The following is a 24,000-nucleotide window of genomic DNA, read 5'->3' on the forward strand; positions in this document are numbered from 1 at the left end:
CGGCCCGGCGGGGATCGCTCTTTCTCCGCCGGATGCGCGGTGCCGCCCGGCGATGCCGACAGCAGGCTGCCGGCCTTTGGGCGGCGGACGACAATCGCTGAGGCGCATGCTCTTTTGCTGCGGGTGCCGATCCGCGTGTGGTTTCGCTCGGCTGCGAAGAACTTCGAAAGCGGCCGGGCGGCGGATGACCCGAAACCACCGGTCCGGCGCTCGAAACGTCCGGCCGGTTCCGCAAGGTTTTTCGAACGGTCGCACCTCGATTTTACGCGGTCGTTTGACCGCTCGGGCAGGTTTTTGCTGCGGGGCCGGCGGCGCGTCCGGCCGGATGACCGGAGCGTCGGCCGGCTCCGCGTTTTCATTTCTGGCGTGTCGAAGGGAGGCGGAGATTCTATTGCTCGCGCCGCGAGCCTCGGTCCGACGTTCCGGCCTCGGAAGCAGCGAATGATTCGGCGGAACCGAACGTGCGGTTTCGTGCCGTTGGACGAAGGGCGGCGTTGCGGAGGCGGACCGGAAAACAGTCCGGAACGCGGAAAGATTCGTTCTGCGTGCAAAGGCGGTGCGGGATTTGCGAAAGCCGGGCGGGGCCGGGCGGCGAACGGTCCGGCGCTCGAAGCGGCCGCAGACGGGGCCCGGTTTTTCGCAAGGCGGACGATGCAGGAAGATTCGCAAAAAGAAAAAAGGGAAGCAAATTTGCTTCCCTCGCGTTGAGCCACCAGGATTCGAACCTGGAATGACAGGACCAGAATCTGTAGTGTTACCGTTACACCATGGCTCAATGTCGTTTGACGATGCAAAAGTAGGACTTAATTTTTCTTTTTCAAAGAATTTTCCTGAAAAAATTCGTACATTTGTTTTGAACGTCTCCGGTTGAAGGGTGTAAAATATTGAAAACCAACTAAAATTACATACTATGGGAATTAAATTGCGTCTGACTGTCATGAACTTCCTGCAATACGCCGTGTGGGGTTCCTACCTTACCTCCATGGGTTCGTATCTGGTGGCGGTCGGTCTGGCGTCGCACATCGGCATTTTCTATGCCATGCAGGGCATCGTATCGCTGTTCATGCCGGCCGTGATCGGCATCATCGCCGACCGCTGGGTGCCGGCACAGCGTTTGCTGGGCATCTGCCATCTGCTCGCCGCCGCGTTCATGGGCATGGCGGGCTGGTATGCCCTTTCGTCGGGTGCCGGCGTGTCGTTCGGAATCCTGTTCGCATTCTATTCGCTGAGCGTTGCGTTCTACATGCCGACGATCGCCCTGTCGAACTCCGTGGCCTACTGCGTGCTGGAGGGGGCCGGTTACGATACGGTGAAAGCTTTCCCGCCCATCCGCGTGTGGGGGACGGTGGGGTTCATCTGCGCCATGCTGCTCTGCGACGCGGCGGGATTCCAGACCACCTACATGCAATTCATGCAGTGCGCCGCGATCGGACTGGCGCTCGGCCTCTACTCCTTCTCGCTGCCGGGCTGCCCGGTGGATCGCTCGGGCGACAGGAAGAGTTTCGTCGATGCCATGGGCCTCAAGGCATTCGCACTCTTCAAACAGAAGAAGATGGCGATTTTCTTCATCTTCTCGATGCTCCTCGGCGTGTCGCTCCAGATCACCAACGGATTCGCCAATCCGTTCATCACCAGTTTCAAGGATATTCCCGAATACGCTTCGACCTTCGGCGCCAACCACGCCAATGCGCTCATCTCGCTGTCGCAGGTGTCTGAGACGCTCTGCATCCTGCTGATTCCCTTTTTCCTCAAACGGTTCGGCATCAAGCGCGTGATGCTGATGGCTATGTTCGCATGGGTGCTGCGCTTCGGGCTGTTCGGGGTGGGCAACCCGGGCGGAGGGGTATGGATGTTCGTGCTCTCGATGATCGTCTATGGCGTGGCCTTCGATTTCTTCAACATTTCGGGATCGCTCTTCGTGAACAAGGAGACCGATATAGCCATCCGTTCGTCGGCTCAGGGGTTGTTCATGATCATGACCAACGGCATCGGAGCGACGATCGGTACGCTGGGGGCACAGGCCGTCGTGAATCGGTTCGTCTATTCGCAGCCGACACCCGCGGCACAGGTCGTCGGATGGTCGCATTCGTGGCTGACCTTCGCGGGATATGCGCTCGTCGTCGCTGTCGTTTTCGCGTTCGTGTTCAAATACAAGCACGATCCGGCGGCGATCGAAACGGAGCATTGACGGAATCGCCTCTCGGCGGCTTTCGAAACCGGTGTCCGCTCGCGCAGGCCGGCGTCGTGATCGGTGGCTTGGCATGCGGTCGCGGCGATTTCTGCGCCGGGGCGGCTCCTTTCGCAGTGTGGACGACGCTGCCGCTTCCGGGAAGTGGTGGGGACGGCGGTTTCCGGAGCGGGGCGGAAGCGCTTCCGGCTTTCGCTCCGGCCGGTCTGTCGGGGCGGAGCCGTTCGCGGATGAGCCCCGACCGCAGCAGGAACCTGTTTCGGATGAACCGGGAGCGGGAAGCGGGGCGTCGCAGCGGCATTGTCTCGGACGCTCGTCGTTTGATTGCGGACTCGGAAGCGCCCGGTCCGGAACGCCTGCCGGGGCTGGCCGTGCGGTAGGTGCCGGGTTCCCGGGGCTCCTCTCCGAATACATCCTCCGATAACGGTTTCACCCCCGATGCATGCGATTGCATCGGGGGTGAAAACTGTCTTCGGGCCGCCGGCGGCTCTTGTCCTCGGAAGAGGACCGTCAGAAGGACGAGAATGCCGACCAGCTGGTGTTCCGTTCCGCGGCGGCCTCGATCCCGTCGGGCAGGTTGGCGAAGTAGTCGTAACCCGTCCATGCCTCGATCTGGGCGACAGAGGTTACGTAGCCCGAAAAGTCGGTCGAAGCGAACGGCTCGTGGGGCAGCCAGACGCCGACGGCCGAAGCCGAGACGATGGTTTGCCCCGACCGTTTCACCTTGAGCAGTACCTTGTAGTAATAGTTCGGTACGGGACAAAGTTTGTCCGGATCGTTCTTCGGCCGGATATAGGTGATCTCTTCGCTGCCGCCCGCTTTGCGCAGGACCGCTCCCGTTACGACATACACCGTATCGGTCGCCTTGGCGATCGACCGGACGCTCCCTTCCAAGGCGTTCCATATCTTCGCGTTGAACGCATTCTGGATCTGGGGCGTCGAGTTCGTGGCATAGAAGGTCTGAGCCTGCATCGCATCGATCCCGTTGCGGTCGGCATTGGGAATCTGGTGTCCGCGGGCGTAGAGTTCCTTTTTGCTGTCGTATCCCTCGCTGGTCGTCGAACCGTAGTTGACGCCGTAGCTGCTCGTCCAGATGTCGATCTGGTCGGAGGTCGGGATGCCGGGCGTCGGTTTCCATTTGTCGGAGCGGCCCGAGCCCATGTGGCCCGACGCGAGCGGATAGGCCACCCACTCGGCCGTGTAGGTCGATTTGTCGTAGTACATCGTATAGTTGCGGTCGCTTCCGGCGTAGAAACTCATCGTGAGGGTCTCGCTGCCGCTCGTCTTGGCCGGGAGCTCCAGCCATGCCGTGTGGTCGGTGAGAATCTGTTGCGCCTGCGTCGTGAAGGAGACCGTGCCGCTCGTGTATCGCTGTCCGTTGGCCGATGCGTAGGCATAGACCGTGTATTCCGTATCGGAATGCAGTCCGGCGAGCGTGGCGGTCGCCATGTTGCCCGCGACCGAAGCTCCCGTGTGCGCATAGTCGCTTTCGGCTGCCGCCTTATAGGCGAAACGGACGGTCTTCGCATCGGTTACGAAGCACGACACCGCGGCGCTGCTCGTCGTAACGGAGCCGACCGTCGGTATTCCGAATCCCGGGGTAGGGTCCGGGGCGGGACCGGTCCCGCCCCCGCTCCCCGTTCAATAGGAAAGTTCTATATCCCATATTCTGACAGCTGCGGTTGCCGTGATATACCCTTCGGTGAATGAATTGTCGGGCATATCAATGATAACTTTGGATGTGCCGGTGGCACTCCCGATTACTTCGGAAGATGCAGATTCACCTCTGAATTCCAATGTTGCTTTATTCGAGCCGCCGGTCATTGGTTGCGAAGCATTTGATACTGTCATTACGATCTTTTTGATCGGTTTGGATACGGCTGGGATTTTTATGAAATATTGAGAACCGGCTTTTATTTGCAAATGATAATTCTCTTTTGTTGCCTTGCTGTGATAAGTGCGTATTGCATAGGCTGTCCATGTGTTTCCCTCATCGTCGGTCATGGTTTGATCCCCGTAAGAGGCGGGGCCTGTTCCGGCGACAATATTGGCATTAGTCAACATCAAGGTTTGCGCACCGACATCGCCTTTGGCCGCCTGTTTGACCGGAACGACGATTTGTTTGTCGTCGATCGTGCGGGTGAAGGTGATCGTACCGAGTTCCGTCTCCTCGGCACCGCCGTCGGCGAGTGCCGTTACGGTATATTTACCTTCGGCTCCGCCCTCGATCTTGAACTTGTCCGGTGCGCTGACGGCCGGTGTGCCGACTTCGAAATCGGAGGTGAGCGTCAGTTCGGTCGCTGCATTCGCATCGCCGCCGAGCGTTACGGTTTCGGGGTCCGCTTTGAATACATCGGCGGCCTGCGATACGTCGACGGTCGTCTCGGCGCCGTTGGCGGCCGCGACGAGCGTGATCGTGCCCTTGCGCTCGGCGCCCGTCGTGTTGGCCGAGACGGAGTAGGTGAGGGTCTTGGTGTCGGGATCGACCGATGCGGCGCTGACGCATCCGTCGAATGCCGAGACCGTCGTATCGTCGTTCGCGGTGAAGGCGATCGCCCGGTAGGTCGTCGTTGCATCGGTCGTTTCCCGGGCGGAAACAGCGAGGTCGTCGAGATAGATCGCGGCGCCCGTGTAGACCTCGATTTGTGTGATCTGAACGACGGCGTTCGATTTGATGTAGCCCGTCTTGAGACCTGCGTCGGCCGCGACGAGGGTGAACGACGTGCTTTCCGCATCCTGCGATTGCGATACGGCAGCACCCGAAGTGCTGTTCGAGGTGTTGAGCATGAGGGTCGCCTCCTTCGACAGTGCATGGGTCGTAACCCTGACGAGCGAAATATCGTTCGTGAATTCGGGAAGTCCGATGTATCCTTTGCTGCCGTTGATTTGCATCGAATTCTGTTTCGAAGCGACGATGGTCCATGTGCCGCCCGCATTCGTGTATTCGACGGGCGTGTCGTAGGCCATCCCCAGCTTGCCGACCTCTTCGTAGGTCAGCGTGGCGACCCGGGCGCCGGAGGCAGTCTCCTCTCCGGCGATGCCGGTCATGTCGACCGCGAAGGTGGAGAGCCGGCCCGACGTGAAGGAGAGCGTCTGCGCTTCGGCCAGCGTTACGTTTTTCGTGTACGTTTTGTTCTTGTCGGAGGTTACGACGACCGTGAAGGCGTCGCCTGCGCCCAGATCGCACGGCAGACAGGCGAACCAGACGGGGAACGAAGCCTTGCCGATACCCGTTACGGCGCTGTAATCCAGAACGATCCGTTCGGATGCGTTGCTGTAACCGAGCGCTCCGACCTTGCCGTTCGCCAGATCGAGGTAGCAGCGGCCGGCGAGTTTCCGCTCGGCCGCGGCGAAGCTCACCTGACGGACGGTCTCGCCGTCGGCGAGGTCGAGGCCCGTGATCGTCATCTTGGCGAGGGCGGCTACGCGGCCGAAGCTGAACGCGAGACCTTCCTCCGTGGGCTGGGTCGTTTCGTGCACCGCCTGCGAGATCATCAGATCGGCCGCAGGATCGAAGCTGGCGGCCGTCGGGGTCTGCGTGGCGGGCAGGATGGCTTTGATTTTCGTAAGGTCGCTGTAATTCTCAGAAAGGAATGCCGAAGCGGGGTAGACGGCGGCATAGATGAGGTCGGACGATGCGTTGGCCGGAAGCGTTACCGTGAAGCCGGCCTTGCCTTCGGCGAGGGTGCAGCCTGTCGATGCGGCGTATGCGATGCCTTTGTCCGATTTCTCCAGCACTTCGATCGCATCGTTCTCGGTCCACGAGATTTTGTTGTCGTCGCCGATGACGGTCCGCGTGCCGGCCTGATCGGCGGTGATGCTGAGCGTTACTTTGCGGGCTTCGGGTGCGGGATCCTGTGTGGCGTCCTCCGAGCTGCAACCCGCGAATGCCATCGCAACTGTTGCGATGCACACCGATGAAAGGAGCTTCTTCATGGTATGGGGCCGTTTAGAAAGATCCGAAATCCGTTCCGTCGCCGAGGTCGGACCCCGGGTAGCCCTCTTCGCCGAACACGAGCGATTGAGCGAATCCTTTTTCCGTCGAAACCTCTAAAGTTTCGAGCGTCGGGGTCGAGTACTCAGAATTCCCCCCCCCTTGCAAGTTGCGTTTTTCCATGGATAGAATGATTTAGGTAAGTTATGTCCGGAAAAATGTTTTTTAATATACGCACAAATATAGATAAAAAATCCCGAACGCGGAATGATTCCGTGTGAAGAGCGTGTTACAGCCGGACGGGAATGACTGCCGGTTGGACAAATGAGCCGGCGCACGGCATGCCTCAGAACATGTTGTCGTACATACTCTGGCTTTTGTCGTACTTGAGGTCGGCCAGCGACGCGGCCTTCACGCCGATGTTGAAGCTCCAGCTGCGGTGGAAGCCGAACGGAATCCACGAAAAGGACATCTGCCAGCAATGCAGATCGCGCGTGATGGTGATCGACGAGGTCGTGAGTTCCCCTTCGGAGATGTTGAAACCGCCTTGGAACGTGATGCCCGTCTTCGGCGTGAGGTTGATGTTGCCGTTGAAGTTGATGCTTTGCTGGACGTTTTTCTTGTATCCGGTCGTTCCGTTGTTCACGTAACTGATCCCGTAGTTGATGCTGTAAGTGAATCCGAGGTTCCACGGCAGCGAGAAGTCGTAGTAGGTCTGCGCCATGTACTGCCGCCGCAGCACGGGGTCCATCTGCCCGTAGGGGTCGTAGAACGGGTTTTGGTAAAGCGGGTCGATGCTGTTGATGTCGTTGATGGCCGGTACGGAGTTGTCGGATCGGGAATTGAACGTATAGCCGAACGAGGTGCTGGCGTTTACGATGCGCCCGGGCAGACCGCGGCGCCACATGAGCTTGTTGATGCGCTGGCCCTCGGGGGTTACTTCGTACGGATCGAGCGTGGCGGAGATGTTGATGCCGAAATTCTTGATGATCGTCGAACGCAGCCGGAGCGGCAGATTCGAAAGCCCCATCGAATCGGCGATGAGGTTGTAGGAGCCGCTGATCGAGAGTTCGTCGATCAGTTTGACTTTCTTGACGCCCGAGGTGTCGCGCTTGCTCAGAACCTTCATTTCGAGCGTCTGACCCAGCGAGAAGGTCAGCGACGCGGCCTCCACGGAGCTGGGGACGCCGTAGGCGTTGTTCGAAAAGGGGGAGTAGACCTCGACGCGGCCCGTCGAGTCGGATTGCACGGCTTTCCAGTAGCCCCGTTCGAGCGCCTTGAAGTCGGGCGTGTACGAGAAGCCGATCGTGGGGTTGATCGTGTGGCGCACGGCTTGCAGCTTGCGTGTTTTCTTTTTCGTCTCGTACATGCCGTAGAGGGTGGTCGAGGCCGAAATGCTCGCGCTGTAATTGTACAACCTCCAGAAACCGTACTCGGGATCGAGAAATTCGGCCTTGTTCGTAATCGGGTTGAACGCCTTCTCGTTTTTCTTGAAGTACCATTTTTCGGTGTAGTTGAACGAAGGCGAGACGTTGATGTAGTTGAAGACGTTGAACGAGGCCGAGACGGGAATCTGGTGTTCGATGCCGTTTTCCATGTTTTGAAGGGTCTCCTTCGAGAAGAATTCCGACTCCTTGGCCTGCATTTTGTTGGTCATCTTGCCCGAATAGCTCATCGTGATCTTCTCGTACCAGCGCTCTTTGCCCACGGCCTCCTTGCGTTTGAACGGTTTGAAGCGCGAGACGTTGAAGGTGATCGTCGGCAGCGTCGCGGTGATCTCCTCCGTGTTCGAGTTCTGCGACACGGCCATTTGCGCCGACATGGAGAACGGGGTGCCCGCCCAGCTCTTCGAGTAGGAGATCGTCGAGTTGGTCTGGGTCGAGAGAATGTCGTTGAGGTTGGTCGCCGAGTATTTGCTGTAACCGCTCGTGGTGAAGTTCACCGAGGCCGAAAAGGTCGATCCCGGATTGGCTTTGGGGTCCTGCGAGTGGGTCCACTGCAGGCGGAAGTTGTTCTGCTTGACGAAGTCGGGCTCGCCCTTTTCGCCGACGCGGATGCTCGAATATTCGAAACCGAAGTTGCCGCTGTATTTGTAGCGTTTGATGTAGCGCGACTCGGCCGACGCCTCCCACGATCCGAGGGTGTAGATGCCGCCGCGGACGGCCAGATCGGCGTAGTCTCCGAAAGTGAAATAGTAGCCCAGATCGCGGATGAAGAATCCTTTGGTGTACTCCTCGCCGAAGGTGGGCATCAGAAGACCCGATTTGGGGCCGCTGCTGATCGGAAAGAAACCTTCGGGGATGCCGAGGAAGTAGATCGGGACGTCCTCCATCACCAGATAGGCCGGACCGGTGATCACTTTCTTTCCGGGAATCACTTTGGCTTTGGTCATCGCCAGATAGAAGTGCGGATGTCCGGTTTCGTCGCAGGTGGTGTATTTGCCGTGCTGGATGTTGATCGTGTTGTCGGGCATCTTCTTGACGCTGCCGCCGATGAGCCAGCCGTCGCCTTCCTGCGTCGCCACGCCTTTGATCTTGGCTTTCTTGGAGTCGATGTTGTAGGTGATGGTGTCCATCGTGTAGGACGACGCCCCCTCTTGGAAGACGGGATGCGTAACCGAAGGTTTGCCTTCCACCGTGTCGGCCTTGCCGTAGGCGTATATCTCCTTGGTCTCCATGTTGATGCGCATGTAGTCCGCCTTGAGGTTGCTCGTCTGGTAGGTTACGTCGCCTTCGTTGTAGATGTAGACCGTGTTGTTCGCCAGATCGTAGACCAGCGAGTCCTTGTTCTTGCCCGAGATGATGTCGTCGAGAAAACCGCCTCCGCCCCTGCGGGCTGTGTCGGCGGGCATGGCGGTGCTGTCGGCGCGGCTGCCGAGCGAATCGGCGGGCGCGAGAGGGCCCGTTCCGGACGGCGGCATCGCGCCGGACGCCGAGTCCGGGCGGGCGGGGAGCGTGTCCGGCCGTTGCGGGAGTTCGCTCTGCCTGAGGCGCAGGGAGCGCAGACGTTGCCGGCGTTCGCGGCGCGATTCGGCGGCGGGCTGAAGCGAGGGTGCTGCGGTGTCCGGACGTTCGACGCCGGCTCGGACCGCGGGGGCGGCGAGCGTGTCCGGTGCTGCGGCGAAGGGCGGCGTGCGAAGGCCCGAATAGCCGAATACCCCTTGGGCGAACAGCAGGACCGCCGTCGCCGAAATGAGATATTTTACCCCCTTCCTATTCAAAATTCCAAAATTTTTCGTATCTTTGCCGACGTGTCGGCAAAAACGCCGGAAACGGCTTTCCGCCGCGCTCGGGCCGCGTTTTGCGACCGACAAAGATAGGTAAAAATTTGCAGATACGTCTAAACTGTACGCACTTTAATATGCATCGGGTCCTTTTCGCGTTTCTCCTTTTTTCCGTCGCCTCGCTTTTTCCAAACGGAGCCGGTGCGCAGAATATTGCGCATGGCGTGCGGGTCGTGGTGATCGACGCCGGCCACGGCGGAAAATTCCCCGGGGCGAACTACGCCGGAATCCGTGAGAAGGACCTCACGCTGAAGGTGGCGCTCAAGCTCGGCACGCTCATCGAAGAGGGGATGCCCGGCGTGAAGGTGGTCTATACGCGCAAGACCGATACGGAGTTGGGCGAGACGCTGCTCGCCGACCTGCAAAAGCGGGCCGACATCGCCAACGGCGCGGGCGGCGATCTGTTTCTGTCGATCCACGTCAATGCGGCGCAGTCCGCCGCCGCGCGCGGGGTGGAGACGCTCGTGATGGGAGAAAGCCCCAAGGAGCAGCGTTATAACGAGGATGCGCTCTACGCCAACAACCGCGAGGACCTGATCGACATGTCGGACGAGAAAACGGCCGCCATCGTGCGGGCCTACATCCAGAACCTTCAATTCACCTACGGCAATTTCAGCATGGCCATGGCCCGCTGCATCCAGCAGCAGTATGTGAAATCGGGCCGCCACGACCGCGGGATCAAGCCGCAGCTGCTCCGCGTGCTCTATGCCACGGACATGCCGGGCGTGCTGACGGAGATCGGCTTCATGTCCAATCCGCAGGAGGCGGCCTACATGAAGTCCGAGAAGGGCCAGAACGAGATCGCGCGGTCGCTTTACAATGCCGTGAAGAACTATTCGGCCTACGTGCGCAGTACGCAGACGGCCGACGAGGCCGATGGGCGGCAGAGCGCTGCGGAGCGGACGTCCGCCGCCGCGGAGGAGCCGGCGTCCGCGCCGAAGGAGGCGGCGGCCCGTGCGCAGCGGGGCTACACCGTGCAGGTGCTCGCTTCGCCCGCGAAAGTGGCGACCGGCTCGTCGCGTTTCAAATCCTACAAGGGGAAAGTGAAGCAATACGTCTCCGAAGGCAAGTACCGCTATAAGTACTGCGTCGGATTTTTCGCGGACAGAGCCTCCGCCCAAAAGAAACTGAAGGCGGTGCGCCGCACCTTCCCCGATGCATTCGTGGTGGAATGCGAGGGGAACCGAATCGTAAAATAATGAACGAGAAATGAAAAGAGAGGTAAAAATCGGTATTTTCGCCGTGCTGATGATCGGATGCGCATGGGCCGGAATCCGTTTCCTGAGCGGCATCGACATTTTCAGCAGCAACCGCGATTACTACGCCGCCTACGATCAGATCAACGGGGTGCAGGCCGCGTCGCCCGTTCTGATGAAAGGCGTGAAGGTGGGCACGGTAACCAAGATCGGTTTCGATCCCCGGCGCAGCGATAAGGTCGTGTTGCAGTTCTCCATCAAGCGTCAGTACCGCATTCCCGTCGATTCCGAGGCCAAGATCGTCAGCAACAGCATCATGGGCTCGAAAGCGATCGAAATCCGGCTCGGAAGCGCCGCGCAATACCTCGAAGGCGGGGATACGCTCCGTTCGGGCCGCGACCGCGATCTGATGGACGTGGCGGGATCCGAACTGGATTTCTTCAAACAGAAGGTTTCGCAGCTCACGGCCGATCTGTCGCGCACGCTGGGCAGCATCAACGACCTCATCGAAGCCAATGCCGCGAGCCTCTCGGGGACGATGGCTCATCTGAACGGCATCACGGGCAGCGTGGACGGTCTGCTCGCGGCCGAGCGGGACAACCTTCGCACGGCGATGCAAAACCTGACGCGGTTCACTCAGACGCTGGACGGCAATGCCGAGCGGATCGACAGCATCGTGGGCAGCGTGGACGCCTTTGCGGCGCAGTTGGCGGACCGCGAGTTCACCGAGAATCTGACGGGGACGGTGCGCCGGCTGAACGACATTCTGGCGAAGGTCGACGAAGGCGGGGGGACCGTGGGCTGCCTCTTCAACGATCCGGCGCTTTACCGTTCGCTCGACGAGGCCAGCGGCAATCTCGCGCAGCTTCTGGCCGATCTGAAGGCCAACCCCAAGCGCTACGTTCATTTCTCGGTTTTCGGCCGCAGCGAGGCCAAGGAAAAGGCCCGGGAGCAGAAGCGGGCGGCGAAGGCCGAAGCCAAAGCCGTGCGCGATTCGATTCGGCGTGCGCGATAGCCACTCTTCCGGGAAACGATGATCTACCCTGTAAACTTTGAACAGAAGGTCGGCTTCGACCGGCTGAGGGAGCAGGTCGCCGCATTGTGCACGCTGCGTTCGGCGCAGGAGAAGCTGGCGCAGGAGACCTTCACCGCGTCGGCCGACGAGATCGTGCGGCGGCAGTCGCTCGCCGACGAGATGCGTCTCATCACGCAGATGGAGCACGAGTTCCCCGATGCGGAGTTCGCCGATATCGATACGGTCGTGGCGAAGATCCGCATCGAAGGGGCCTTTCTCGACGTGGAGGAGGTCGTGCTCCTGCGCCGTGCGCTCGCAGCGGCGGGGGCGATCGCGCTTTTTCTCCGCGATCGGGGTTCCGGGAGCTATCCCTGCCTCGCGGCCCGCAGCGCCGGCATCGAGGCCTTCCCCGAGATTCTGCGGGCCATCGACGCCCTGCTCGACCCTTTCGGCAAGATCAGGGATACGGCTTCGCCCGAGCTGCATGCGATCCGCCGTTCGATCCGCGAACGCGAGGGGCAGGCGGCCAAACGGCTGCAGGCGGTGCTCGCGGCAGCCAAAAGCGCCGGTATCGTCGAGAGCGATGCGCAGCTTTCGGTACGCGACGGCCGGCCCGTGATCCCCGTCGCCGCAGCCAACAAACGCAAGTTGCAGGGCTTCATCCACGACGAGTCGGCCACGGGCCGTACCTTTTACATCGAACCGGTCGAGGTCGTGGAGCTCAACAACGAACTCAAGGAGCTCGAATACGCCGAGCGGCACGAGATCGTCCGCATCCTCACGGCTTTCACGGCCTCCGTGCGCCCCGAAGCCGACCGGATCGATGCGGCGGGCGACTACCTCGCCGACATCGACATGCTGCGCGCCAAGGCGCGCTGGGGCGCAGCCAACGGCTGCGGGAAACCGATCCTTTCGACCGACGACCGTCTCGTGCTGCGCAGGGCCCGCCACCCGCTGCTGGCCCAGACGCTCCGCGCGCAGGGCCGCGAGATCGTCCCCCTCGACCTCCAGCTCGACCGCACGAAGCACATCCTCGTGATTTCGGGGCCGAATGCCGGCGGCAAATCGGTCTGCCTGAAGACCGCGGGCCTCGTGCAGTACATGTTCCAGTGCGGATTTCCCGTACCGTGCGCGGAGAATTCGGAGCTGCCCGTCTTCCGGAGCCTCTTCATCGACATCGGCGACGAACAGTCGATCGACGACGACCTGTCGACCTACTCGTCGCATCTGCGCAACATGAAACACATGCTGGCGGGCGCTTCGGACCGTACGCTGGTGCTGATCGACGAGTTCGGATCGGGTACGGAGCCCACGATCGGCGGCGCGATCGCCGAGGCGATCCTCGAACGTCTCGTGGAGCGGGGATGCTACGGCGTCATCACGACCCACTACGCCAATATCAAATATTACGCTTCGAACACCGCGGGGATCGCCAACGGCGCCATGATGTTCGACGTGCAGCAGATACGTCCTCTTTTCCGGCTGGAGATCGGCAAGCCCGGCAGTTCGTTCGCCGTGGAGATCGCCCGCAAGATCGGACTGCCGGAGGAGATCATCCGCGCCGCGGGCGAAAAGGCGGGCAGCGACCACATGAATATCGAAAAACAGCTGCGCGAGATCGCCCGCGACCGCCGCTATTGGGAGCAGAAGCGCGACCGCATCCGTCTCACCGACCGCAAGGTCGAGGAGCTGGAGCAGAACTATGCGGAGCAGCTGACGAAAATCAGGGCCGAACGGGCCGAGATCTTGCGTGCGGCCAAGGCCGAGGCGCAGCGGCTCGTGGCCGAGGCCAACCGGCAGATCGAGCTGACGATACGCACCATCCGCGAGGCGCAGGCCGAGAAGGAGCTGACGCGCTTGGCACGCAGGGAGCTCGACGAGTTCCGCGAGCGTGCGGAGCGAGCCGACGAGGCCGCTTCGGGGCGCGACGCGGAGGTCGAGCGCGAGATGGAGCGCATCGAGCGCCGCCGGCGCCGCCGCGAGGAGCGGCGAGGAAAGCAGGCGGCCGAGCAGGTGCAGCAGCCGGCTCCCGAGCTGCCGAAGCCGCGCGAAATAACCGAGGGGGCGAAGGTCCGGATGGCCGGGCAGGAGATGGTCGGCGTGGTGCAGTCGCTCAAGGGGCGGCGGGCGCAGGTGGCCTTCGGACAAATACTGACCACGGTGGACGCGGAAAGGCTCACGCCGGTGTCGAACAGCGAATACCGCGAGGCGACGCGCCCGCAGACGGCCCGTACGGTGGTCTCGGTCGATGTCGCGGCGCGCCGGCTTCGCTTCCGCGACCGCATCGACGTGCGCGGCATGCGCGCCGCAGAGGCGCTCGAAGCGGTGCAGGACCTCGTGGACGATGCGCTGATGGTGGGCGTGGGATCGGTCTCGATCCTCCACGGCAAGGGCACCGGAGCGCTCAAGGAGGAGGTTCGCCGCTACCTGCGCACGGTGCCCGAAGTCGTTTCGGCGGACGATGAACATGCCGACCGCGGCGGAGCGGGCATCACGGTCGTAACGTTCCGTGCGGATTGAGAAACACACGCCCCTGCGGCAGTGTCCGGACCGAATGGGGAGGGGGCGGAGCATGTGCGACAGTATGAAAAGTGAACCGTTTCGTTAAGCCGAGTGCAGTGCCGGACACCGGTTCGGGCTCTGCCGGGGCGGGAAACGGCAGAACGAAGTTCAACCTTCTCGTTGAGGCGAGTGCAGAGCCGGACACCGGTTCGGGCTCTGCCGGGGCGGGAAATAGCCCCTTTCCTCCGAAAGGAACCGTTTTCGAAAAGTCGGGCGCGATCCGAGCCTGCTCGGGGAATTGCCGGGACGAGGAAACGATGACGTGAACGTATATGAACCGGTAGATCAAAAGATTCGGGAAACATGAAATATCGACTTTCGGACATCGCGCGCATCTGCGGCGGCAGCTTCGCAGGGAGCGACTCCACGGTGGAGACCGTGGCCACGGACAGCCGCTCGCTTACGTGCGAGTTGGGCGCGGCGCCGCTTTTCGTGGCTATGCGCGGCGCGAATCACGATTCGCACGACTTCCTTGTCCAGATGCGCGTGCGGGGTGTGCGGGCGTTCCTCGTCGAACGCGACGTGCCGGCAGCGCTGTGCACCGAAGGATGCGGGTACGTGCGGGTGGGGAATTCGCTCGCGGCCTTGCAGACCCTTGCGGCCCATTGGCGATCGCAGTTCCGAGGCACGGTGGTCGGCATCACCGGATCGAACGGCAAGACGATCATCAAGGAGTGGATGGCCGAGGAGATTCCGGCGGGCGTCAAGTGCTACCGCTCGCCCAAGAGCTACAACTCGCAGCTCGGGGTGCCCCTCTCGCTGCTGATGCTCGAAGGCGACGAACGGATCGCCCTGATCGAGGCCGGGATCTCGCAGCCCGGGGAGATGGAGCGGCTCGAACGGATGATCCGGCCCGATATCGCGGTCTTCACCTCCATCGGCGACGCCCATCAGGAAAACTTCGGGTCGCTGGCGGAGAAGTGCGCCGAGAAGATGACGCTGGCACGCGAGGCCGGAACGATCGTCTATCACGGCTACTACGAACCGCTGGCGGGGATGATCGAGGAGCGTTTCGCCGGCCGCCGGCTGTTCGACGCCGCCCGCTATGCGGGTACGCCGGCCGTCGCCGGCGGCGAGGCCATGCACCGCAACGGACAGATCGTCGAAGCGTTCTGCGCCGCGGCGGGCTATCCGGCCCCGTCGTTCCGGCACGAACCTTCGGTGGCGATGCGGCTGGAGGTGAAGGACGGCATCAACGACTCGATTCTCGTGGACGACGCCTACAACCTCGACATCAATTCGCTGGCGCTGGCGCTCGACTATCTGCACACGGTGGCGCTGGGCCGCCCGAAGACGCTCGTGCTGTCGGACATCGTGCAGAGCGGACTCGGAGACGGGGAGCTCTATGCCCGTGTGGCCGGCATGGTGGCGCGGGCCGGCATCGGCAAGCTGATCGGCATCGGTCCCCGCATCCGGACCCACGCGGCGCTGTTCGCCTGCGACAAGACCTTCTATGCCACGGCGGACGAGTGCGCCGCCCGCATCGGACGCGGCGACGTGGCGGGACACGCCATCCTGCTCAAGGGAGCGCGCGAATTCCGCTTCGAGAAACTTTCGCACGCGCTCGAACGCCGGAGCCACACCACGGTGCTGGAGGTCGATCTCGATGCCATGATCCGCAATCTCAACTATTTTCGATCGAAGCTACGTTTCGGAACGCGGCTCGTGGCGATGGTCAAGGCCGGGTCGTACGGCGCGGGCGACTTCGAGGTGGCGCAGATGCTCCAGCACGAGGGGGTGGCCTACCTCGCCGTAGCATTCGCGGACGAGGGGGTTCTGCTGCGCGAGCGGGGCATCACGATGCCGATCGTGGTGCTCAACGCCGACGCGGGCAGCTTCCCGCTGATGGTCGCCAATCGTCTCGAACCCGAGATATACAGCCTCCATTCGCTCGAAGCCTTCACGGCCGCGGTGGAGCGGGCCGACGAAAGCCGCTATCCGATCCACATCAAGCTCGACACGGGGATGCATCGTCTGGGCTTCACCGAAGAGGAGCTGCCGCGGCTGGGCGGGATTCTCCGTGCGTCGAAGCGCGTGCAGGCGGCGACGGTCTTCTCGCATCTGAACTGCGCGGACATGCCCGAACAAGACGCCTACACCCGTGCGCAGATCGAACGCTTCGACCGCATGAGTGCGGCGCTCGCGGCGGCGCTGCCCTATAAGATCATCCGTCATACGGCCAACTCCGCGGCTATCGAGCGCTTTCCCGAGGCGCAGTTCGACATGTGCCGTCTGGGACTGGGCCTCTACGGTTTCGGATTCCGCCGCAATCCGGCGCTCCGGCCCGTCTCGACGCTCCGCACCCGCATCGTGCAGCTCAAGCGTCTGCCGGCAGGCGATACGGTCGGCTACGGCCGCGCCGGGAAGCTCCTGCGCGATTCGCTGACGGCGACCGTGCCCGTGGGCTATGCCGACGGACTGGACCGCCGTCTGGGGTGCGGCCGCTGGTCGATGCTCGTCGGCGGACGGGCCGCACCGATCGTGGGCCGGATCTGCATGGACAGCTGCATGATCGACGTAACGGACGTCGCGGGCGTGCAGGAAGGGGACGAAGTCGTGGTCTTCTCGGCCGCCGAAGGCAACGACCTCGAAACGATGGCCCGCGTGCTCGATACGATTCCCTACGAGATCATGACCTCGGTCTCGGCCCGTGTGAAACGCATCTATCGCAAAGAATAACCGGCCTATGTACGGAACCTTGTACCTCATTCCCTGTCCCATTTCCGACCGGACGGAGCCGTGGGACGTGCTGCCCGCGGCCAATCGGGCCGTGATCGACGCGCTCGACTACTTCATCGTCGAGAATACGCGCACGGCGCGCCGCTTTCTCTCGAAAGCCGGCATCGGCCGTCCGATCGACACGCTCTGCTTCCGCGAGCTGAACGAACACACCGCCGCGGGCCGCGAGGTCGAGGAGCTCGTGGCGCCGCTGCTGGCCGGCCGCTCGGCGGGCGTGATCTCGGAAGCGGGCGTCCCCGGCGTCGCCGATCCGGGGGCGCTGGTCGTCGCGGCCTGCCACCGGCGGGGCATCCGCGTGGTGCCGCTGGTCGGGCCGTCGTCGATCCTCATGGCGCTGATGGCGTCGGGACTCAACGGACAGTCGTTCGCCTTCAACGGCTATCTGCCGGTCAAACCGCCCGAGAGGGCCCGGGCGATCCGCTCGCTGGAACGGCGTGCGGCGGCGGAGGGGCAGTCGCAGCTCTTCATCGAGGCGCCCTACCGCAATGCGAAACTCTGGGCACAGCTGCTCGACGTATGTGCGGCGGAGACGAAACTCGCGGTGGCGGCCGACATCACGGCGCCGACCGAACTCATTGCGACTCATACGGTGGGGGAGTGGCGCAAACGTGCGGCACCCGATCTGAACAGGCGGCCCGCCATTTTTATTTTAGGTATATAATTTGTGCTCCTAAGGTGCGGAAACAAAGATACGACCATAGATATGAAGAAGAAAGAAGCTTACAATGAAGCCGTTAACGGCGACGAAGGATTCGCCGCAGGCGAGGGGTATCCTTCGTGCGAAGGCGAGCCGTGTGCCAATGTGGCAGACGACGGGGCTGCCGCGGCTGACACAATGGCAGAGGATACGCAGGATGCTGCCGGGTCCGGGGCCGAGGCCGAAAAATCCGATGCCGCGGCGGAAGCGGCGGCATGGAAGGACAAGTTCCTGCGTCTGCAGGCCGAGTTCGACAACTACCGCAAGCGCACGCTGCGCGAGAAGATGGATTTGGTCGAGACCGGCGGCAAGGAGGTGTTGAAGGCGATGCTTCCCGTGCGCGACGACGTCGAGCGGGCGCTCGCGGCCATGGACAAGAGCGACGACATCGAAGCGCTGCGCGAGGGGGTGAGGCTCATCGCGCAGAAATTCACCGAGACGCTGCGCCAGCGGGGCGTTACACAGATGGAGGCGGCGGGCGAACCGTTCGATCCCGACCGTCAGGAGGCCGTGGCGAAATTCGCGGCGGGCGAAGAGAAGAGAGGACTCGTCATCGACGTGGTGCAGACCGGATATATGCTGGGCGACAAAGTATTGCGTTTTGCTAAAGTGGTAGTGGGAGAGTAGGGCGATGGCAGAGAAAAGAGATTACTACGAAGTGCTCGGCGTCGAAAAAAACGCTAACGCAGACGAGATAAAGAAGGCCTACCGCAAGGCGGCGATCAAATACCACCCCGACAAAAATCCGGGGGACAAGCAGGCCGAGGAGAAGTTCAAGGAGGCGGCCGAAGCCTACGACGTGTTGTCGAATCCCGACAAACGGGCCCGGTACGATCAGTTCGGCCATGCCGGCATGAGCGGTGCCGCCGGCGGTGCGGGCGGCTTCGGCGGCTTCGGCGGCGGGGGGTTCTCGATGGAGGATATTTTCTCGCAGTTCGGCGACATTTTCGGAGGCCATTTCGGCGGCGGATTCCGCGCTTCGGGCGGTGGCGGCGGCAGCCGTCGCGTGAACCGCGGCTCCGACATCCGCATCAAGGTGAAACTCACCCTTTCGGAGATTGCCAACGGCGTAACCAAAAAGCTGAAAATCAATAAGACGATCGCCTGCGACAAGTGCGGCGGCTCAGGCGCCAAGGATGCCGGTGCCTATTCGACCTGTTCGACTTGCGGCGGCTCGGGCTACGTAACGCGCGTCGAGAATACGTTTTTCGGGCGGATGCAGACGCAGAGCGTGTGTCCCGCTTGCGGCGGCACGGGCCGCGTCATCACCGATCCGTGCGACAAATGCCACGGCGAGGGGACGGTCAAAGGCTCCGAAGTCGTGGAGATCAAGATCCCCGCAGGTGTGGGCGAGGGCATGGTGCTCACCGTAACGGGCAAGGGCAACGCAGCCCGCCACGGCGGGATCAGCGGCGACCTGCAAGTGGTGATCGAAGAGGCGCCCCATCCCGAATTGGTACGCGACGGCAACGACCTGATCCACAATCTGAATATCACCGTAACGACGGCTTTGCTGGGCGGCACGGCGGAAGTCCCGACGGTAGACGGACGGGCCAAGATCAAGATCGCTCCGGGCACGCATGCCGGCAAAGTGCTCCGTCTGGGAGGCAAGGGACTGCCCGACGTGAACGGCTACGGCCGCGGCGACGAGTTGGTGGTGGTCGACATCACCATCCCGTCGAAACTCTCGGCCGAGGAGAAGCGGCTGGTCGAGCAGTTGGCCGGGCAGCCCTCTTTCCGGCAGGCCGATTCGGTCAAGAACCAGAATATTTTCGAGCGGATGAAGAGTTTCTTCCGATAGGGCGGGCCATATTTTCGGGAGATTCGCGTACTTTCGGATGCGTCTGAGAAGCTGCGGAGCGGTCTGGGCGGAAGCGAACGGTATTTTCCCGGTCGGTATTGCCGCGGCGAATCGCGCTCTTCGGGATCACCCGAAGAGCGTGCTGTCGGGACCGCCCGGAGCGGTGGCCGTTCGGTGCGCGCGGGTTCGCCGCAGCCTCCGCCGGCTGCGGACTGAAGAATGACGGTACGGAAAGGAATGGTGCCGAACCCGAATGAAATCCGTTTTTGCGCTCGGCCTTCCGTACTTTGGCTGCACCTCGGATACTCCCCCGCTCGGCAAAAGCAAATTTATTTGCTTTTGCATGCGACTTATTCGTATCTTTGCAACACGGAGGCGCCCGCGCGTGCGGTCCGGCGGACGGACTGCGGTTCGAGCGCCTCGGAAGAAAAACGCTCCGATTATGTTAGGCTTTTCACCCTTTAAGAAACACGCCAATAAGTTCAACTACACGCCCCGCTACTACGACCCCGAGAAGGAGGCGCGCGAGCAGCGGAGGGCCGAGTTGTACGGCCGGCGGTCGGACGATCCGCAGCAGGAGTACCGTCCGGGCCAGTATATCCGCACCCAGCGCGAGGCGCGCGGCAAGCGCCGGCTGGAGGCGGCGGAGGCGGGCCGCAAGCGGATCTGGACGATGGCCTTCGGCGCCGTGCTGGTGTTGCTCTTCGTCTACCTGCTCTTCCCGCGTCTGGCCGACGTATTCCTCAAGGCGCGTCAGGCGCCCGTGCCGGCAGCTGCGGAACAGCCGGCGACGGAGTTCGATCCCTATGCCCCCATTACGATAGTGCCCAACGATTACGAGGAGTAAACCGATGCCCGACAAGATCAAACTGCTGCCCGAGGTCGTCGCCAATCAGATTGCGGCGGGCGAGGTCGTCAACCGTCCCGCGTCGGTGGTGAAGGAGATGATGGAGAATGCCATCGACGCCGGAGCCGCTTCCGTGAAGGTCAATTTCCGCGACGGAGGCAAGGAGTTGATTCAGATCGTGGACGACGGCTGCGGCATGTCGCCCATCGACGCCCGCATGGCTTTCGACCGTCATGCCACGAGCAAGATCTCGACGGCGGAGGATATTTACGACCTGCGGACGTTCGGTTTCCGCGGCGAGGCGCTGGCTTCGATCGCCGCCGTGGCGCAGGTCGAGCTGCGCACGCGCCAGCAGGGCGACGAACTGGGAACGGAGACGCAGATCAACGGCGGCGCTTTCGTGTCGCAGAAACCCGCGGTCTGCCCCGTGGGATCGCAGTTCTTCGTGCGCAATCTGTTCTACAACGTACCGGCCCGCCGGCGTTTTCTGGACAAGAGCACGACTTCGGCCACGCAGATCCGGGTCGAATTCCAGCGTGTGGCGCTCTGCAACCCGCAGGTGCGTTTCTGCCTCTTCAACAACGACGCACCCGTCTATGATCTGGCGCCTCAGTCGCTTGCGGGCCGCATCGTGGATGTGATCGGCCGCCACATCAAGCAAAACCTGCTGGATGTTTCGGCCGATACGTCGATCGCCCGCATCGAAGGATACATCGGCCGTCCGGCTGCGGCCAAGAAGCGCAATTCGGAGCAATATCTTTTCGTCAACGGACGTTATTTCAACAGTCCCTATCTCTACAAGGCGATTCTGAAAGCCTACGAAAAACTGATCCCGGAGAATTGTTCGCCCTCCTATTTCCTCTACCTTACGATCGACCCGTCGCGCATCGACGTGAACGTGCATCCGCAGAAGACCGAGGTGAAATTCGCCGACGAGGAGGCCGTGTGGCAGATCGTGAACGCCGCCGTGCGCGAGACGCTCGGCAAGACGGGGGCCGTGCCGCTGATGGATTTCGATCTGGAGGGGGGCGTGGAGATTCCCGTGCTGACGAAAGGGGCTGTTTACAGCGAACCGCGGGCCATGTCCAACAGCGCATACAATCCTTTCCGCGAGGAGTATATCGACCGTTCGGCACCGGTGCCCGACGTCGATTTCGCGGGTTTCGACGTCCCCTACGACGGCGCCATGCCCGCACAGACGGATACGCGCCCCGGTGCGTCGGATTTCCGCGGAGTGATGGAGCCGCAGTCCGTCTACACCGTCCCGTCGGACGGCGACGGCGAACTGGAGTTCATCCCCTCGGCATCGGGTGCGGAGCAGCAACGGCTGATGCCCGAGCCGCAGGCGCGGTTTACGGACGTGGTGCCCGTGGGCGGAGGGTGTGCCGCAGCACTGTACGGCGGTCGGTTCGTCGTGGTCGACCTGCGCCGCGCCCGCGAGCGGGTGCTCTACGAGAACTATCTGGTGATTCTCGGCAACGGATCGTCGGTGAGCCAGCAGTTGCTTTTTCCCGAGCGGCTGGTGCTCTCGGGCGACGAGTATGCCCTCATGGAGGAGAATGCCGTGGAGTTCGCCGAGCTGGGCTTCGACGTGGACTACCTCGGCGAAGGCGCCGTCGAGGTGAAGGGCACGCCGGCCGATATGCCCGCGGATACGATCGACGAACTGATCTACGAGCTGTTGCAGGCTTTCGACACGCCCCGTTCGCTGTCCGACGTGCGGCGCGAGAAGATCGCGCAGGTGATGGCGCGCAGCGGTGCGCGCACGCTGCCGCGCATGGACGCCGAGGCCGCAGCCCTGCTGCTGGGGCAGCTCGCCGAGTGCGCCGACCGCAGCTACACCCCTTCGGGCAAAGCCGTGATGGCCGAAATCACACCCGAAGATATCCGTGCGAAATTGGGATAAGCCCGTGTTTTTTCCTATATTTGCAAGCCGGCCGTGCGGCCGATTAAACGAATCGTTATGAACCGTTATTTCCAGACGCCCCCTGTGGTGCTCAACCTGATAATCATCAATGTGCTGGTCTACATGGCCACGGCGCTGCTGCCCGTGGGCGATGCGATCTACCGCTATTGCGCCCTGTCGCTCGGTACGCCGTTTTTCCATACGTATCAGTTCATCACCTACATGTTCCTGCACGCCAATTTCGAACATATCTTCTTCAATATGTTCGCGCTGTGGATGTTCGGCCGAACGCTCGAATACGAACTGGGGCCCCGGCGGTTTCTGATCTATTATATGGTGTGCGGCATAGGCGCCGCTCTGATCCAGTGGCTTACGGCGCTGGCTTTCGGCGAGCTGCCGGTGATGCTGGTCGGCGCGTCGGGCGCGGTGATGGGTTTGCTTCTGGCTTTCGGCGTGATGCATCCCAACGTGCCCATCATCTTCATCTTCCTGCCGATCCCCATCAAGGCCAAGTGGTTCGTGGTGATCTACGGCGTGATCGAACTCTTCATGGGATGGACGGGCTTCGGCGGCAATGTCGCCCATTTCGCCCACGTGGGCGGTATGCTGTGGGGCTTGGGGCTGCTCTGGTGGTGGAGGCGGCGCGGCGTAATCCGTTACTGAGGCCATGGCGGAGTATTACGAAGGGATGGGCCGCCGCAGCGGCCCGCGGAAGCGGACGGTCGCCGGCATCCTGTTCGGCGGTGCGATGGCGCTGTTTTCGGCCCTTGCCGCTGCGGTTACGGTGCTTACGTTCGCGGCCCCTTATGTCAACCCCGCTTCCTGCTGGATTTTTTCGATTCTGGGCCTCGCGGCGCCGGTGATCTATCTGCTGACCGTGCTGCTCGCACTCTATTGGATCGTCCGCTGGCGTTGGGGATGGGCTTCGGTCATGCTCGTGCTGGTCGTCGTCGGGCTGTTCAAAGTCTCGCTTTTCTATAAACCCGAATTCCGGAGAGTCTACGACGATACTCCGGTCAACGGCCGCGGAACGGTCCGTTTCATGACCTACAATGTCCGGAACTTCTATTCCGACGACGGACGGAGCAGCGTGGCGGAGATTCTGCGCATGGTGGAGGAGACGGATCCCGACATCGTCTGCATGCAGGAGTTCAACCCCGCGCTGGCGGAGGAGACGGCCGAATACCGCACGTTCCTCGAAAACTATCCCTATTCCGTGGGCGGTGCCGCCGAGGACCCGCGGACAGCGCCGCTGGCGATCTTCAGCAAGTTCCGGACGATCCGTTGGGGAATGGCGCATCCCGAGTTACAGAACGAGAACGCCCGCGAGTCGATCTGGGCCGATCTGCGGATCGGCGACGATACGGTGCGCGTGTTCAACAACCATCTCCACTCCACGGCGATCAACGCTTCCGATAACGAATTCATCACCAAACATCGGTATATTTCGGATACGGCCCGCGAGGACAAGATCCGCAGCATCGTCCGCCGCTTCCGCGACAACAGCATCCTTCGGGCGCGGCAGGTCGATTCGATCGCCCGGGAGATCGGGGCGACGCCCCATGCGCGCATCGTCTGCGGCGATTTCAACGACACGCCGATGTCCTATGTCTACCGCCGGATGGCCGCCGGACTGCAAGACGCTTTCCGCGAGAGCGGTATGGGCTATTCGTTCACCTTCCGCGGTTTTTTCAATACGTTGCGCATCGACTACGTGCTGGTCTCGGAGGCTTTCGAGCCGCTCGCGTATGAAGTTCCCGAGGTCGATTATTCGGACCATCGGCCCGTGGTCGTGCAGTTGCGCCATGTCCCTTCGCACTAATTCAAAAACA

General features: G+C 62.0%; 16 protein-coding genes and 1 tRNA gene. 12 read left to right on the plus strand and 5 right to left on the minus strand.

Annotation, left to right across the window (positions count from 1 at the left end):
* Nucleotides 1–704: 704 nt before the first annotated feature.
* A tRNA-Gln gene (locus tag BN3659_RS10295) sits at nt 705–775 on the minus strand.
* A 135-nt stretch (nt 776–910) separates the two neighbouring features.
* Between BN3659_RS10295 and BN3659_RS10300 the strand changes: the two genes are divergently transcribed.
* Nucleotides 911–2,188, plus strand: coding sequence for an MFS transporter (locus BN3659_RS10300; RefSeq protein WP_091536745.1), 1,278 nt, complete (start codon nt 911–913; stop codon nt 2,186–2,188).
* 510 nt (nt 2,189–2,698) lie between these two features.
* Here BN3659_RS10300 and BN3659_RS10310 read toward each other — a convergent pair.
* The 4 genes from BN3659_RS10310 to BN3659_RS10320 form a co-directional block, all read right to left on the minus strand.
* Entirely contained in the window at nt 2,699–3,736 is a 1,038-nt protein-coding gene (locus tag BN3659_RS10310; protein WP_091536748.1) for a DNA/RNA non-specific endonuclease, read from the minus strand.
* A 93-nt stretch (nt 3,737–3,829) separates the two neighbouring features.
* A complete protein-coding gene (locus tag BN3659_RS10315) occupies nt 3,830–6,124 on the minus strand; it encodes a BACON domain-containing protein (RefSeq protein ID WP_141682559.1) in 2,295 nt (764 codons plus the stop codon).
* 13 nt (nt 6,125–6,137) lie between these two features.
* On the minus strand, nt 6,138–6,305 hold the full coding sequence (locus BN3659_RS13195) for a hypothetical protein (protein WP_171847755.1): 168 nt from the start codon (nt 6,303–6,305) through the stop codon (nt 6,138–6,140).
* Between the two features lie 163 nt (nt 6,306–6,468).
* Nucleotides 6,469–9,342, minus strand: coding sequence for a putative LPS assembly protein LptD (locus BN3659_RS10320; RefSeq protein ID WP_091536751.1), 2,874 nt, complete (start codon nt 9,340–9,342; stop codon nt 6,469–6,471).
* Between the two features lie 140 nt (nt 9,343–9,482).
* On the opposite strand from BN3659_RS10320, the gene BN3659_RS10325 reads away from it, so the two are divergent.
* The 11 genes from BN3659_RS10325 to BN3659_RS10375 all read left to right on the plus strand — a co-directional run bounded on the left by BN3659_RS10325 (nt 9,483) and on the right by BN3659_RS10375 (nt 23,990).
* Complete coding sequence (locus BN3659_RS10325) at nt 9,483–10,604, plus strand: N-acetylmuramoyl-L-alanine amidase family protein (protein WP_091536753.1); 1,122 nt, start codon at nt 9,483–9,485, stop codon at nt 10,602–10,604.
* Nucleotides 10,605–10,614: 10 nt separating this feature from the next.
* On the plus strand, nt 10,615–11,616 hold the full coding sequence (locus tag BN3659_RS10330; RefSeq protein ID WP_091536755.1) for an MlaD family protein: 1,002 nt from the start codon (nt 10,615–10,617) through the stop codon (nt 11,614–11,616).
* An 18-nt stretch (nt 11,617–11,634) separates the two neighbouring features.
* Nucleotides 11,635–14,136, plus strand: coding sequence for an endonuclease MutS2 (locus tag BN3659_RS10335; protein WP_091536757.1), 2,502 nt, complete (start codon nt 11,635–11,637; stop codon nt 14,134–14,136).
* Nucleotides 14,137–14,481: 345 nt separating this feature from the next.
* Nucleotides 14,482–16,857, plus strand: a complete 2,376-nt coding sequence (gene alr, locus BN3659_RS10340) for an alanine racemase (protein ID WP_091536758.1) — start codon at nt 14,482–14,484, stop codon at nt 16,855–16,857.
* A gap of 7 nt (nt 16,858–16,864) precedes the next feature.
* Nucleotides 16,865–17,578, plus strand: coding sequence for an SAM-dependent methyltransferase (locus BN3659_RS10345; protein ID WP_091536760.1), 714 nt, complete (start codon nt 16,865–16,867; stop codon nt 17,576–17,578).
* Nucleotides 17,579–17,620: 42 nt separating this feature from the next.
* On the plus strand, nt 17,621–18,241 hold the full coding sequence (locus BN3659_RS10350) for a nucleotide exchange factor GrpE (protein WP_091536761.1): 621 nt from the start codon (nt 17,621–17,623) through the stop codon (nt 18,239–18,241).
* A 4-nt stretch (nt 18,242–18,245) separates the two neighbouring features.
* On the plus strand, nt 18,246–19,415 hold the full coding sequence (dnaJ, locus tag BN3659_RS10355; protein ID WP_091536763.1) for a molecular chaperone DnaJ: 1,170 nt from the start codon (nt 18,246–18,248) through the stop codon (nt 19,413–19,415).
* Between the two features lie 442 nt (nt 19,416–19,857).
* The gene (locus BN3659_RS10360) at nt 19,858–20,262 is read left to right on the plus strand and encodes a hypothetical protein (protein WP_091536765.1); all 405 of its coding nucleotides are present in this window, start codon (nt 19,858–19,860) and stop codon (nt 20,260–20,262) included.
* Between the two features lie 4 nt (nt 20,263–20,266).
* Entirely contained in the window at nt 20,267–22,168 is a 1,902-nt protein-coding gene (gene mutL, locus BN3659_RS10365; RefSeq protein WP_091536767.1) for a DNA mismatch repair endonuclease MutL, read from the plus strand.
* 57 nt (nt 22,169–22,225) lie between these two features.
* Nucleotides 22,226–22,831, plus strand: a complete 606-nt coding sequence (locus BN3659_RS10370; protein WP_091536769.1) for a rhomboid family intramembrane serine protease — start codon at nt 22,226–22,228, stop codon at nt 22,829–22,831.
* A 4-nt stretch (nt 22,832–22,835) separates the two neighbouring features.
* Nucleotides 22,836–23,990, plus strand: coding sequence for an endonuclease/exonuclease/phosphatase family protein (locus BN3659_RS10375; protein ID WP_091536771.1), 1,155 nt, complete (start codon nt 22,836–22,838; stop codon nt 23,988–23,990).
* Nucleotides 23,991–24,000 lie beyond the last annotated feature (10 nt).

This window comes from Alistipes sp. CHKCI003 (genome assembly GCF_900021155.1).
In the GTDB taxonomy this organism is placed as follows: Bacteria; Bacteroidota; Bacteroidia; order Bacteroidales; family Rikenellaceae; genus Alistipes; species Alistipes excrementavium.

Excerpts from the sequence above, each read along its gene's own strand:
- BN3659_RS10330 (WP_091536755.1), top strand. The coding sequence starts at position 10,615 with ATGAAAAGAGAGGTAAAAATCGGTATTTTCGCCGTGCTGATGATCGGA.
- BN3659_RS10350 (WP_091536761.1), top strand. The coding sequence starts at position 17,621 with ATGAAGAAGAAAGAAGCTTACAATGAAGCCGTTAACGGCGACGAAGGA.
- BN3659_RS10370 (WP_091536769.1), top strand. The coding sequence starts at position 22,226 with ATGAACCGTTATTTCCAGACGCCCCCTGTGGTGCTCAACCTGATAATC.
- BN3659_RS10300 (WP_091536745.1), top strand. The coding sequence starts at position 911 with ATGGGAATTAAATTGCGTCTGACTGTCATGAACTTCCTGCAATACGCC.
- BN3659_RS10315 (WP_141682559.1), bottom strand. The coding sequence starts at position 6,124 with ATGAAGAAGCTCCTTTCATCGGTGTGCATCGCAACAGTTGCGATGGCA.
- mutL (WP_091536767.1), top strand. The coding sequence starts at position 20,267 with ATGCCCGACAAGATCAAACTGCTGCCCGAGGTCGTCGCCAATCAGATT.
- BN3659_RS13195 (WP_171847755.1), bottom strand. The coding sequence starts at position 6,305 with ATGGAAAAACGCAACTTGCAAGGGGGGGGGAATTCTGAGTACTCGACC.
- BN3659_RS10360 (WP_091536765.1), top strand. The coding sequence starts at position 19,858 with ATGTTAGGCTTTTCACCCTTTAAGAAACACGCCAATAAGTTCAACTAC.
- BN3659_RS10375 (WP_091536771.1), top strand. The coding sequence starts at position 22,836 with ATGGCGGAGTATTACGAAGGGATGGGCCGCCGCAGCGGCCCGCGGAAG.
- alr (WP_091536758.1), top strand. The coding sequence starts at position 14,482 with ATGAAATATCGACTTTCGGACATCGCGCGCATCTGCGGCGGCAGCTTC.
- BN3659_RS10325 (WP_091536753.1), top strand. The coding sequence starts at position 9,483 with ATGCATCGGGTCCTTTTCGCGTTTCTCCTTTTTTCCGTCGCCTCGCTT.
- BN3659_RS10335 (WP_091536757.1), top strand. The coding sequence starts at position 11,635 with ATGATCTACCCTGTAAACTTTGAACAGAAGGTCGGCTTCGACCGGCTG.
- dnaJ (WP_091536763.1), top strand. The coding sequence starts at position 18,246 with ATGGCAGAGAAAAGAGATTACTACGAAGTGCTCGGCGTCGAAAAAAAC.
- BN3659_RS10345 (WP_091536760.1), top strand. The coding sequence starts at position 16,865 with ATGTACGGAACCTTGTACCTCATTCCCTGTCCCATTTCCGACCGGACG.